The sequence below is a fragment of the Peribacillus sp. NJ11 genome, from assembly GCF_030348405.1.
Classification (GTDB): domain Bacteria; phylum Bacillota; class Bacilli; order Bacillales; family DSM-1321; genus Peribacillus.
Map to the genome: position 1 here is coordinate 370,012 of NZ_JAUCFO010000001.1, position 12,652 is coordinate 382,663.

Below are 12,652 nucleotides of genomic sequence, written 5' to 3' on the forward strand. Positions count from 1 at the left end.
TATATTACTTTGGCGGGAATCATATGGTTTTCCTTTTCCCTTAGGAATCCAATTGTTGTACTTGAAATAGGCTGTAGTAATGCCCTTGCTTTTTCATAAGTTCTTCGTGTGTTCCCATTTCCGTAATTTCCCCATTATCGATATGAACGATCCGGTTAGCATGGGTGATGGTTGATAAGCGATGGGCCACGATGATGGTGGTCCGGTTTTTCGCCAAAATATCAAGTGCCTCCTGGATATAGTGTTCACTCTCTAAATCCAATGCGGATGTAGCTTCATCCAGCACAAGGATAGGCGGGTTTTTCAAAAATACCCTCGCAATGGCAACCCGTTGCTTTTGGCCTCCGGATAATTTAACTCCCCGCTCCCCGACTTTCGTTTCATACCCCTCTTTTAGACCCATAATGAAGTCATGGGCATTCGCCGCCCTTGCCGCTTCAAATACTTCTTCATCACTTGCATCAGGCCGTCCCATAAGGATGTTGGCCTTAACCGATTCACTAAATAAGATATTATCCTGTAGCACCATCCCGATTTTATCTCTTAGGCTGCGGACTTGATATTTACGGATATCCGTTCCATCCAATAATACCATTCCCTCCGTCACATCATAGAAACGGGAAATTAAACTGACGATCGAGGATTTCCCTCCGCCGCTCATCCCGACAAGTGCAATGGTTTCTCCTGGTGTAACATCCAAATTTATATGTTTTAAAACGGGTGCCTCTTTCTCGTCATAAGCAAACGAAACATCCTGAAAGGTAATTCGGCCATCTACATGCTTAAGCTCTTTCGCCCCTGGTTCGTCATCGATATCATACTTCTCATCCACAAACTCAAAAACCCTGTCCATGGACGCCAATGTCTGGGTCATTGTCGTAGAAGAGTTAACTAATCGTCTGAGGGGATTATATAGCCGGTCTATGAAACCGACGAAAGCAACCATGGTACCCAGCGACAATTGTTCGTGAATGACTTGATAACCGGCAAAGCCTATCACGAGCAGGGGGGCAATATCCGTAATCGTATTCACGACAGCAAATGACTTAGCATTCCAACTCGTATGCTTTAGGGCCTTATCCAGGAAATTCTTGTTCTGCTTCGCAAACAGTTCCTGTTCCCTGTCTTCTATCGCAAAGCTTTTGATGACTGACATCCCTGAAACCCGTTCATGAAGGTGACTCTGTACATCCGCTAACGCTTGGGAGCGAATCCTTGTATAGGTTCTCAACTTGCCAAAGAAATGCTTAATCGAAAACGCATAAAATGGAAGCATGATGATGGATACAATGGTTAACTTCACGTCCATCGTAAACATGATGGCTATCACTATGATGATCGTTGCGATATCCAGCCAAAGATTCATCAAACCCGTGATGACAAAGTTCTTCGTTTGTTCCACATCCGTGATCATCCTTGAGATGACCTCGCCCACTCTTGTATTGGAATAATATTTAAAGCTCAGTTTCTGTATATGAGTGAATAAATCATTACGAATATCATATAGGATTTTCGTTCCGGTCCATTGAGCGAAATACTGTCGGTAATACTCAATCGGCGGTCTAACCGCAACAAAAATGAACATCATGATGCCCATTGCCCATAAAAGGCGTTCAGACTTCACAGCTTTGGACAGGTCACCATTTCCGATGATGTCATCCACTATGTACTTACTGAGCAATGGAAGCAAAAGCGGAATTGCGAACTTCAGCAATCCAATCAATACCGTCCCGATTATCTGCCATTTATATGGTTTAACGAATTGCAAATACCTCTTAATGCTCTCCACGGAATCCCTCCTTTTCTGATTCATTAAATCAAAATGCTAAAAAAAGTCCCTAACGTTCAATTGGGAATCATATATGCACTTTTCAATTATATTTTCCTTTTCGAAGATTAACTATAAAAAGGATTTCATTCAATATCTTTCATACACATTTATAGGAGGCAAGGGGTTAAAGATTTGCTGTTATTCAAAAATCGTTCCTGCTTGAAAGATCAGTGGGTAGGTACGTTACACAATGAAAAAGCCTGCTAATTAAGCAGCAGGCCTTTTCTATCATCGATAGGTTAAAAAGCGTTCATACCAACTATCAATAAACTCTGCGGAGAATGGTCCTTTTCGCTGGCGTATCATATAAATTAAATAGTCTACGTTCTGTTTCAATATTGAATCGATGGCATCCGGGTAATTCATTTCTTTCCGATGCCTTTCATATTCATCCTCATCCAGCAAATTAAACGTCATATCTGGGAATACCTTAATGTCCAGGTCATAATCAATGTATTTCAATGCTCCCGAATCGTATGTGAACGGAGAACTGATATTGCAATAATAATAAACTCCGTCCTCTCTCAACATACCAATAACATTAAACCAATACTTTGAATGAAAATAGCAAATCGCCGGCTCTCTCGTAATCCAGGTCCTTCCATCTGATTCCGTTACCATAGTACGGTCATTGGCTGCTATCACCAGATTTTGGGTCCCTTTTAAAACGGTTGTCTCTTCCCAGATACGATGGATATGTCCATTATGTTTATAGCTATGAATTTGGATTTTTCCTCCTTCGGCAGGAACAATCCCCATTTATCTCTCCCTACTTTCTATAGACACCCTGACAGCGTACTGTGCCCTATTCCGTTTGCAGTTGTTGTGTGTATTTATAATATATACTTTTTTCCATTTACCCTATATTCCTATATTATAGCGATTTATTCATAAATTTAAAACAAAAGTGGCTAATCTCCCAGTGAAAATGTGTAAATAAGTCGAAAAAGTCTGACCATCCACCCCATTTTAACTTAGAAATTAGCCGGTTATTCATTGTATTGCAGCTTGTCCTTGCTGAAAATAACGGATGACTTCTTCCGTTTGCTTCTCGAACATATCATGGATACTTTTCAATTCCTGCTTTTTAAGTTGGATCTCTTCATGAATGGTGACTGCTTCATTCTCCTCTTGCAGGGCAAGGAGTTGCTTCTCTATATCTTGGCATCTTTCGATTTCGGATTGTAAAAGTAACAGCTTATCCATCGTTTTCAACTGGTTGTTTATTAGCCGGTTAAATTCCTCCATGAATGCACCTTCCTAATGTGTATTTTTTCTATAGTATGTATATTCTAGTTTTTATCCAGCTTTTCCTTTGACATAAAATGTAAACACATCAAAACATTTGTCGAATCAAATGAAAGGCAAAAAAAAACATCCTTCAAAAGAAGGATGCCTTTCGTTTTTAAAACGGCAATTAGCCTTGGTTTTTATTGCTTTGGGATTTTTGGTTTTGCTGTTTCACTTCTTGAACGTTTGTTTCAGAAGCGAACTCAGTACCGAATTGGCCCTGAGCTTGACCTTGACCCTTTTTTTGCTGAGATTGTGCGTTTTGTTGTCTCACTTCTTGAACGTTTGTTTCAGAAGCGAACTCAGTACCGAATTGGCCTTGACCTTGCTGAGATTGCGCGTTTTGTTGTCTTACTTGTTGAGCGTTAGTACCTGCTTGTGATTTATTATTGTTATTAGCCATTGATATCACCTCCACGATAATAAGATAACCAATATCAAGGAGTGTTATCCAACTAATAACATTTAAATTTTTCCAGTTACATTAAACAAGCAATGAAATGCCACCATCAACTATAATGGTTTGTCCACGAATCATACTGGCTCCATCGGAAATTAAAAACAGGATGGTATTCACCATATCTTCCACCTCGACCATCCGTCCAGCAGGAGTTTGTTCTGCCGCCTCAGCAAGCATTTCATCCCGATTCGGGAAAGACTTCAGGGCATCCGTATCGATAACACCGCCGGAAACGGCATTGACACAAATGTTTTTCGCAGCCAGTTCGACCGCTAAATATCTTGTCAGGGCTTCAAGCGCAGCTTTGGAAACACCGACAGCTGTATAATTTTTCAAATAGCGAATGGATCCTAGTGAACTGATGCTGACGATTTTCCCTCCGCCGTTCCTCTCCATCAATTTCGCCGCTTCCTGTGCGCAGAAAAGGAGGGCTTTTGTATTGATGTCCATGGTCCAGTTCCAATGCGATTCTTCAAGCTCCATCAAAGGGCGCTGCACTCCTGAAGCAGCATTATTAATGAAGATATCCAAACGTCCATAATAAGCATCGATTTCCTCGAACATGCTTTTCACTTTCGCAACGTCACCGACATTTGCCTTAACTACAAGGGCTTTACGCCCCAAAGCTTCAATTTCAGCTGCCACTTCTAATGCTTTCGACTTGCTCCGGGCATAATTAATAACGAGGTCGTATCCTTCCTCTGCAAGCCTTATTGCCGTGCTTCTACCTAAACCTTTACTGCTACCTGTAACGAGTGCCACTTTTTGTTCCATACGTTTATTCATCCTTTCTGAGTAAACACCGAGTAATAAAAATCATTTTTAAAAGGAGTGTTACTGTTATGTATGTTGGACGTGATATGACAGAGTTGTCGATGATGAAAAAATCGGATTGGGAAAATAGCGAACTTGCCTATTTTCATCACTCCCTTCAACAAATGGTACCTTATTTAAACCAAGAAGGACAGAGTATCCATAGCGAAATCGTCAAAGAAATTGAAAATAGAGGCGGACTTAATAGGCAGGAAGCCGATTATACCCATGGAACGAAAACCATTTACGATTGATTTTATACGGATATGACATTGAAAATCAACAAAAAGAAGAGGATATCTTAGCGGATATCCTTTTTAGTCTGAAAGCAAACTCGATAATCGAGTTTGCCTACTGTTTTTTTAGAGTTGTATAATTTGAACGCTGATTGGAATGTAGGGCACTCGCTTTCGGCGGGCGGTCCGGGAGCTTCCTCCGGCGTCTTTGCCCCTGCGGAGTCTCCCTTGGACACGCTTTTCCCGCGAGTCTCTCTCACCTTCCGTTCCAATCAACTCTGTTTTAAAATGTAGATAGAAACCATCCCCAAGGTGACCCGTAATTACAATACTGCCTTTATTCAATCCGCTTTTTTTCTTTATAGGCCTTCATCATTTTTTGGTGGGAAACCGGAAATGCGAACTCCTCCATCTCTGCTTCACTCACCCACTTGAGTTGGTTTTCTCTTAATGTCTCTTCACTGATGACTTCTTTGACTATTCCCGTATACGTGTCCACTTTCCAAACAAGATGTGAGAAAACATGTTCAATTCTCACAAGTGATTCCGTGATTTCAGGTTTAACACCATACATTTCCTGAAACCGATTCTCGAAGAACTCCCTCTTATGCTGAAGGGATGAATGGTTCTCGAAGTTCGGATATTCCCAAAGATTTGCCAGCAACCCTTCAGATGCTCGCTTGTGAATTAAAAATTCACCTTTTTCATTCGTTAAAACAGCAGCCACAATTGGTACATCCCGCGTTTTTTTCTTTTGGACTTTTACAGGCAGTTCCGATTGAACCCCTGCTTCAAATGCAAGACAATGACTTTGAACGGGACATAATAGGCAGGCAGGCTTACCTGGTGTGCAGATTAATGCCCCCAGCTCCATCAAGGCTTGATTAAATGCAGAGGTATGTTCATGATCGATCAGCTTTCTGACGGCAGCTTCGAATGTTTTTCTAGTCTTTGGCTTGGCAATATCTTCATATATCATCAATATCCTTGATAATACACGCATGACGTTTCCATCGACAGCTGGCTCCGGCTTGCCATAGGCGATACTTAGAATCGCACCAGCTGTATAAGGACCCACACCTTTCAATTTGGAAATTTCCTCGGGATCATCCGGTACAATCCCATTGTAGGAAGCCTTCACTTCCTGAACGGCACTATGCAGATTCCTTACACGTGAGTAATACCCTAGCCCTTCCCAAGCTTTTAGGATTTTCTCTTCATCGGCATTGGCAAAATCCTCGAGTGTGGGGAACCATTCCACAAACCGGTTGAAATAGGGAATCACCGTGTCCACCCTCGTTTGCTGCAACATTATTTCTGAAACCCAAACACGGTACGGGTCCTTATTTTCCCTCCATGGCAATTCTCTTTGTTCTTTGAGAAACCAGGAAACCAAATCTTTTTGAAAATCATCGATTTTTATTTTTTCTATTGTCGGGATCGTTATTTCTTTCACATCAGTTCCTCCAAAGATGTTACACTCTTATCAAAAATGGGAATACCTATAGTAGGTCATTCTTTTTTAATATCATGTTCATATCCAGTTATTTGTAATTGGTCACGGAAATAAGTCTGAATTATATTCATTTGATGGTTAATATATAAATACGGTATGATGAGAGAAGACCATTTTTTTCAAATTGTGGCAGGGAGGTTAGTTTTTTGGATACAGGTACTCACTTCGTCATGGGAATTGCTCTTGGAGGTCTTGCCACGTTAGATCCTGTCATTGCGCAGAGCCCAGTCACTGCAAGTGCAGTAATAGCAGGTACGATATTGGGATCACAAGCTCCAGACATTGACACCGTTTTAAAATTAAGGAATAACGCTGTATATATACGAAACCACCGTGGAATCACGCATTCCATTCCCGCTGTTTTACTTTGGCCCTTGATTATCAGCGGAGCACTTTTCGCCATCATACCTGAAGCAAATTACCTTCATCTTTGGCTTTGGACGTTCTTAGCCGTATTCCTTCATGTATTCGTGGATATATTCAATGCTTATGGGACTCAGGCTCTTAGGCCGATTTCGTCAAATTGGGTAGCTTTAGGGGTCATCAATACATTCGACCCGTTCATTTTTGGAATACATGTTGCAGGCCTGATATTATGGGGCTTTGGATTTCCTCCAGGCTATTTATTTCTCTCGATTTACGGAATACTCGTTGTCTATTATATCTCCAGATTCAGGGAACAGGCGTTTATAAAAAGAGCTGTTAAGCAGCAAATTCCCGGAGCAAGAAAAATTATTTTATCACCGACCATGCGTTTTCACCGCTGGAAAATCGCGGTAATTACCGAAAAGAATTATTATGTGGCACGAGCCGATAATGGGTATGTGACGATTCTTGATACATTTGATCGAGTGCCATTGCCAGAAAGTGAAATTCTCGAAGCCGCAAAGAAGGACATCAACTTGGCAGCCTTTCTGTCCTTTTCTCCGGTTTACCGATTTGAAATCGAACAGATAAAAGATTATTATGAAGTCCGTTTCATCGATTTAAGATATCGCAGCAATGGGTATTACCCGTTTGTGGCAGTAGTCCATTTAGACAGCGAATTGAATATATTGAATTCTTATACCGGCTGGATCTTTAGCGAAGCGAAGCTGCAGAAGAAATTGAATATTATTTTGTAGTCGCTGCATATTGAAAAAAGGCTGATCCCAGGGAACCCCTCTGGAATCAGCTTTTTAATGAAATCTATTCTGCTGATTTAATAACTGTTTATATTTAGGATTTTTTGCAATGAATTCATGGAACTGCTCACCGTAGTTATCAATCCAGGTCCTTACAACGCGCGATGTCATTTCTTCCCCGGCATATTCATGTCCAGCCTTTGCATAGGTCGCTTCGAAATCTTCCCATAATAATTCCACCCAAGTCAAAGCTTGCTCATACGTGATGTGGTCATTTTTCTCAAGCAGTATCTTGGTTAACCTTTCATGGTAATCATTCATTTGAACCACCTCATTGCCAATATTTTTACAGAATGAACTATACTGTCCCTTACCCATACTAGTGGTAAGCGGAAACGCTTCTTTTCTTTAATCTGATGCTTGGAGGAGAAAAACTTGCGAAATAAACAAAAAGGATTCCCCAACCAAAACAATAATAAATTCCAAGGCGAGCCTCGTGCAAAAGCAAGATATGCATCAAAGCGTGCAGATGGCAGTATTAATACACATCCTCAAGAACGAATGAAAGCATCAAATCAGCGATCGAACTAAAAGGTACCTCAGAAGGAATCGGGTCTCCCCCGGTTCCTTTTTATTTCAACATTGAAATTGGCAGTGCCTCTTCCTTTCCGCTTCCACCTAAACGGTAACCCCAGGCGAATACGCCGTTCATATAATCAATTTTGAAATAGACACCGGGATCGCCGTCAATTTGGTATATTTCACCTTTTTTGAAATCATCCGGATTTAACAAATAGGCCTTGGCCATCGTCACTTTACGTTCCAATACTGAAAATTCATTAACCATTCCCAATTGCTCTGCTTTTCTCGCTTTTTCAGTCAACGCTGCAATTTCCTGTTGTAGTTCATAGGCCGACAACTTGCTGTACCTTACGTCGCTCATATATATGGCTCCTTAAATGAAATTAATTTACTTCTATATTAAACAAAATTTTATGATTTGGCTATCGATGCACTTATTCCATATCAGGATTGGAAAGATAACGCTCAATCAATTCTATTGGAAAACCTTTTCGGTATAATGCCTGCTTCATTTTTTGTTCATATTCGAAGCCTTCATGGTTTTTATATCGGCGTTGCATTTTTTCAGCATGGTGGCAAAGAGAATCCCATTGTTCATCTTCATCCTTTTCAACCGTCACATCTTCAAGCGCTTCAAGGATGACATCTCTCGGGAAACCTTTCCGTAACAAGGTTTGTTCAACTTTCAGCCTCAATGCCCGTTCTGAAATGTTTTTTTCCTTTTTGACCGATTTTCCAGCAAGTTTCCTTGCATGTTCAATTTGAATATCATAGGGGTATTCCTTCAATGCCTCGACAACCAACTTTTCTTCTACCCCTTTTTCCTTAAGCTCGAGCTTAAGGGTAGTGGGACCTTTATTGCCTCCGTTAACATGGGTCCGTACGTAAGCCTTGGCAAATTCTAGGTCGTCTAAATAGTTAAAGCTGTATAGCTTATGTATCGCTTCCTTTATAATCGGCTCTTCCGTTTCCTTCTTTTTTAAATAAAGGCGAATTTCCGATTCCGAACGCATCCTGTATGATAAATAATTAAGTGCATCGGTAAATGCTTTTTGGATTTCATCATGGAATTGTATTTCAGCTAGCAGCAGGTCATCAAGTGCCGTACCCTTTTTCAATTGAAACTTTAGTAGCACTTCTTCGTCCACACTGAAAGCATATTTTTCATCAACGAAAATGTTATAACGATCTTTACGTTTTTTTTGGGTTGTTATTTTTGTTATGTTTGGCATAATATCCACCCCCACCCCTACTTTACCCCTTTACGTGTACCATTTCTATATATAGCATGTCTAAAAATGAAAAAAGGACATGGTCATGTTAAAGTGAAGGAAAGAAAGGGAAAGGAAGTGGTTTTCATGAAAATAGCCATTGCTGGTGGAAGCGGTTTTGTCGGCACAGCCCTTATCGATGAATTATTAAAAGAGAATCATGATATATATATCTTGACCCGTCATCCCGAAAAATTCAAAAAACAGGAAAATCCGACATATATCGGCTGGCTGACCAAGGACGCAAAGCCGGAAATGCATTTGGAAGGGCTCGATGTTTTCATTAACCTTGCTGGTGAATCTTTAAACAGCGGGCGTTGGACTCCTGAACGAAAACGCCGGATTGTCGAAAGCAGGGTCGAAGCTTCCAAAGAGATGAACCGGATCATTTCCAAACTGCCCGAAAAAGTATCTGTCATAATCAATGCAAGTGCAATCGGATATTATGGTATTTCGGAACATGAAACCTTTACCGAAACCTCCGAATCCATCGGTGATGATTTTTTGGCCCGTACTGTTAAGCTATGGGAAAAAGAAGCGGCTAAATCCCGCTCTTACAGTGAAAGGTTCGTCCTAACAAGATTCGGCGTGATTCTGGGGGAAAAGGAAGGAGCACTGCCAATGATGGTCATCCCTTATAAACTTTTCGGTGGAGGAAAGATGGGCAAAGGGAATCAGTGGCTTTCCTGGATCCATATTCATGACGTGGTCCGTGCAGTCATCTTTTGCATAAACGATCAGCGGATTGAAGGTCCAGTCAACTTTACGGCACCTAATCCCGTTCAGATGGATACATTCGGGAAAACAATAGGAACTGTCATGCACCGGCCCCATTGGTTACCCGTACCTCCCTTCTTCCTCAAGACCATGCTTGGGGAAATGAGTGTACTTGTGCTTGAAGGACAAAATGTCCTACCCATTAAACTTAAAGAGGAAGGATTCATCTTTTCTTTCCCAACCCTCAAAAACGCTTTACAAAATATCTTAAAAGAGGATTCTCACGTATGAAAGGATCATTTTAGGAAAAAATAGGGATATTAAGTGAAATGGAGATGATCTAATTGTCCAAAAAACACGAAAAAGAAAAAAGTAACTTAACTAGTACGCAAGCGGTTCTTTATGCTCGGGAATTTAAAAATGCAGATCGAGCAGGTGGTTTTAACGAGAGGAAATCCCGTCGTTAAGTCTGGAGTATTTTCCCGTACATTTTGAACATCCATTCAACACAAAATAAGCTAGAGATGATAAGTTGAATAATCATCTCTAGCTTATTTATTTTAATTTTTAGGGGGCGCTAGCATGGGACGCAATAACATACACCATAATCGAGACAACAACAAACAGAAACTTCCGCAGGTTCCTAAAAACTTGAAAAGTGACGGACTTGATGTTGAATATTCTTCCGAACTGGCTGACCAGGAAGATATCGAGGCACAAGCCCGGGCAAATGCAGCTGACCGCCGTGCTCATAATCGCCGCTAATAAATAGGACGAACCAAACCAAGGGGCTATAATCAGCCCCTTATATTTACTTTATTCACATAGTTTATCCACAACCCTGTATATATTGTGGATATATTCTGAAAATACTGACAAACAATAGGTACAATGACTGCCTTACTAACATGAAAATAATGTTATTTCTGGATAACCCTGTGGATTATGTGGATAAAAGGAATGTTCCACTGATCACTCTGTATTTTCATTGTGGATAACTATTCAGTTTCCTTAAATTGTTCCACAGGAATATTATTTATATAATAATTCATCTAGATCTGTTAAACTTCTTCCTTCCAATTATCATCGCATGCCATGCGACTTTTCCAACCTTTCCCCATATGATTCTAACTAATTTGTCAGTATTTTTTTCGGCTACTAACCCCGGCATTAAAGGAGGTTCCCCATACTTTTGTCATCCGCACTTTCTTCCAACTGTTTACGAAGCAAGAATTTTTGTATCTTCCCACTTGCATTTCGAGGCAGCTCATTACAGAAGATATATCTTCTTGGACGTTTATAGTTCGCCAGTGTATCACTATTCTTACACCAGGTTTCTAAATCGCTTTCCTGTAACGTAAGGTCTTTGGCAACGATGAAAGCCGTTACCATTTCCCCCCATTGATCATCAGGCTGCCCCAGTACTGCACAGTCGAGAACTCCTTGATGCTCATAAAGTGTGTCTTCCACTTCACGTGGATATATATTTTCCCCTCCTGAGATAATCATGTCGTCCACTCGGTCCTTGACCCACAGATATCCATCTTCATCCAGGAAACCGATGTCACCGGAATGGTACCAGCCTTTGTAAAGCGCTTTTTCGGTCTCTCCACCTTTTTGGAAGTAACCCTTCATGATACATGGACCTTTCACAAGAATTTCCCCTGTTTCCCCAGGTTCCAGAATATCATCGGGATCTGATGGCCCTTCGTCATTCGGACGGGCAATGATGATTTCATGATCGGAACATGCTTTACCGGCAGAACCCGCTTTCCTAATTTGATCATCCTCCAATAAGAGAGTGATGGCAGGACCCATTTCAGTCATTCCATAAGCTTGGATGAACTGGATGCCAAGTTTCTCCTGACAGGCACGTACAAGTGATGGTGCCATTGGAGCTGCTCCATAAAGCCCCAGCTTCAAACTCTGGAATTTATATTCATCCAAGTTTTCCTGAAGTAGCATGTTCCACATCGTTGGTGCAGCAAATAACTTGGTGATCCCCTCGGATTCAATCAGTTCCATAACTTTTTTGGGATTAAACTGATGTAATATGACGTTTGTGGCACCAGCCTGTACGCGAGGTAAAAAGGAACAGTGCAATTCAGCACAATGAAACATCGGTGCAGTAATCAACCCGATGTCAGAGCGTTCGTACTTCATGGCCTCTGTTAAAATCTCTGCTTGTTTGACCATATCTTTATGAAGGTGAATGACCCCTTTTGGTCGTCCGGTTGTCCCGCTCGTATACATGATGGCATAAACATCATCCTCGTGAACGTCAACTTCATCCGGATTTGATGAGATACTTGCCATTTTTTGACGGTAACCTTTGGCATATTTCGGAACATTATCATCAATATACCAGAAAGCAGTTTCCGGAAATCTCTTCTCAACCGCGGCAACGCTCGATTCCAATTCGTGCTCGAATAAAACGACCTTTGGAGCAGCGTCATTTAAGATGTAGGCCAACTCCTCTGGCATTAAGCGGAAGTTGATTGGATTAAAGATTGCGCCGATTTTTGCACAAGCAAATAATGCGGTGGCAAGCTCTTCATTGTTGTAAAGGTATGTAGAGACCCTGTCGCCTTTTCGCACTCCTTCCGCTTGAAGGGCCGCCGCCAACCTATTCACCTGCTCATTCCATTGAATGTACGTATAGCGGATATTTCTTCTCACGTCGTAGATAGCTTCTTTAATGGGGAATTTCTGAACCGTCTGATCAAAGATACTTTTAATCGTCACTGACATATCATTTTCCTCCTCAAGTAAACCCACCATCAACGGGGAGAGTTCAGGCCAGCCCTGCCGA

At 41.2% G+C, this 12,652-nt stretch carries 16 protein-coding genes; 6 read left to right on the forward strand and 10 right to left on the reverse strand.

Annotation, left to right across the window (positions count from 1 at the left end; translation table 11 throughout):
• Positions 1-40: 40 nt before the first annotated feature.
• From QUF86_RS01840 to fabL, 5 genes are all read right to left on the reverse strand, one after another.
• Positions 41-1,789, reverse strand: coding sequence for an ABC transporter ATP-binding protein (locus QUF86_RS01840; RefSeq protein WP_289333434.1), 1,749 nt, complete (start codon positions 1,787-1,789; stop codon positions 41-43).
• Positions 1,790-2,059: 270 nt separating this feature from the next.
• A complete protein-coding gene (gene ntdP, locus QUF86_RS01845; RefSeq protein WP_048685440.1) occupies positions 2,060-2,590 on the reverse strand; it encodes a nucleoside tri-diphosphate phosphatase in 531 nt (176 codons plus the stop codon).
• A 234-nt stretch (positions 2,591-2,824) separates the two neighbouring features.
• Entirely contained in the window at positions 2,825-3,079 is a 255-nt protein-coding gene (locus QUF86_RS01850) for a YgaB family protein (RefSeq protein WP_289317920.1), read from the reverse strand.
• 169 nt (positions 3,080-3,248) lie between these two features.
• Positions 3,249-3,524 (reverse strand): gamma-type small acid-soluble spore protein, encoded by a 276-nt coding sequence (locus QUF86_RS01855; RefSeq protein WP_289317921.1) that lies wholly within the window; start codon positions 3,522-3,524, stop codon positions 3,249-3,251.
• Positions 3,525-3,605: 81 nt separating this feature from the next.
• Entirely contained in the window at positions 3,606-4,355 is a 750-nt protein-coding gene (gene fabL / locus QUF86_RS01860) for an enoyl-[acyl-carrier-protein] reductase FabL (protein ID WP_214747519.1), read from the reverse strand.
• A 68-nt stretch (positions 4,356-4,423) separates the two neighbouring features.
• On the opposite strand from fabL, the gene QUF86_RS01865 reads away from it, so the two are divergent.
• Entirely contained in the window at positions 4,424-4,648 is a 225-nt protein-coding gene (locus tag QUF86_RS01865; RefSeq protein ID WP_061461732.1) for a hypothetical protein, read from the forward strand.
• A 319-nt stretch (positions 4,649-4,967) separates the two neighbouring features.
• On the opposite strand, the gene mutY is transcribed toward QUF86_RS01865, so the two are convergent.
• Positions 4,968-6,086 (reverse strand): A/G-specific adenine glycosylase, encoded by a 1,119-nt coding sequence (gene mutY, locus QUF86_RS01870; protein WP_289333435.1) that lies wholly within the window; start codon positions 6,084-6,086, stop codon positions 4,968-4,970.
• 206 nt (positions 6,087-6,292) lie between these two features.
• Here mutY and QUF86_RS01875 point away from each other — a divergent pair, with 206 nt between their 5' ends.
• A complete protein-coding gene (locus QUF86_RS01875; RefSeq protein WP_289317924.1) occupies positions 6,293-7,270 on the forward strand; it encodes a metal-dependent hydrolase in 978 nt (325 codons plus the stop codon).
• Positions 7,271-7,324: 54 nt separating this feature from the next.
• On the opposite strand, the gene QUF86_RS01880 is transcribed toward QUF86_RS01875, so the two are convergent.
• Positions 7,325-7,591, reverse strand: a complete 267-nt coding sequence (locus QUF86_RS01880) for a YfhJ family protein (protein ID WP_289317925.1) — start codon at positions 7,589-7,591, stop codon at positions 7,325-7,327.
• A 114-nt stretch (positions 7,592-7,705) separates the two neighbouring features.
• Between QUF86_RS01880 and QUF86_RS01885 the strand changes: the two genes are divergently transcribed.
• Positions 7,706-7,861: a small, acid-soluble spore protein K gene (locus QUF86_RS01885; RefSeq protein ID WP_289333436.1), complete on the forward strand. Its 156-nt coding sequence runs from the start codon at positions 7,706-7,708 to the stop codon at positions 7,859-7,861.
• Between the two features lie 40 nt (positions 7,862-7,901).
• Here the strand turns inward: QUF86_RS01885 and QUF86_RS01890 are convergent, their stop codons facing one another.
• Both QUF86_RS01890 and recX read right to left on the reverse strand, forming a co-directional pair.
• The gene (locus tag QUF86_RS01890; RefSeq protein ID WP_063234815.1) at positions 7,902-8,213 is read right to left on the reverse strand and encodes a YfhH family protein; all 312 of its coding nucleotides are present in this window, start codon (positions 8,211-8,213) and stop codon (positions 7,902-7,904) included.
• A 73-nt stretch (positions 8,214-8,286) separates the two neighbouring features.
• The gene (recX, locus tag QUF86_RS01895) at positions 8,287-9,084 is read right to left on the reverse strand and encodes a recombination regulator RecX (RefSeq protein WP_289333437.1); all 798 of its coding nucleotides are present in this window, start codon (positions 9,082-9,084) and stop codon (positions 8,287-8,289) included.
• A 126-nt stretch (positions 9,085-9,210) separates the two neighbouring features.
• Here recX and QUF86_RS01900 point away from each other — a divergent pair, with 126 nt between their 5' ends.
• The 3 genes from QUF86_RS01900 to QUF86_RS01910 all read left to right on the forward strand — a co-directional run bounded on the left by QUF86_RS01900 (position 9,211) and on the right by QUF86_RS01910 (position 10,605).
• Complete coding sequence (locus QUF86_RS01900; RefSeq protein ID WP_289336181.1) at positions 9,211-10,131, forward strand: TIGR01777 family oxidoreductase; 921 nt, start codon at positions 9,211-9,213, stop codon at positions 10,129-10,131.
• Positions 10,132-10,184: 53 nt separating this feature from the next.
• The gene (locus QUF86_RS01905) at positions 10,185-10,307 is read left to right on the forward strand and encodes a YfhE family protein (RefSeq protein WP_289333438.1); all 123 of its coding nucleotides are present in this window, start codon (positions 10,185-10,187) and stop codon (positions 10,305-10,307) included.
• 115 nt (positions 10,308-10,422) lie between these two features.
• Positions 10,423-10,605 (forward strand): YfhD family protein, encoded by a 183-nt coding sequence (locus tag QUF86_RS01910; RefSeq protein WP_289317929.1) that lies wholly within the window; start codon positions 10,423-10,425, stop codon positions 10,603-10,605.
• 405 nt (positions 10,606-11,010) lie between these two features.
• Here the strand turns inward: QUF86_RS01910 and QUF86_RS01915 are convergent, their stop codons facing one another.
• Positions 11,011-12,591: a fatty acid--CoA ligase gene (locus tag QUF86_RS01915; RefSeq protein WP_289333439.1), complete on the reverse strand. Its 1,581-nt coding sequence runs from the start codon at positions 12,589-12,591 to the stop codon at positions 11,011-11,013.
• Positions 12,592-12,652: the final 61 nt, after the last annotated feature.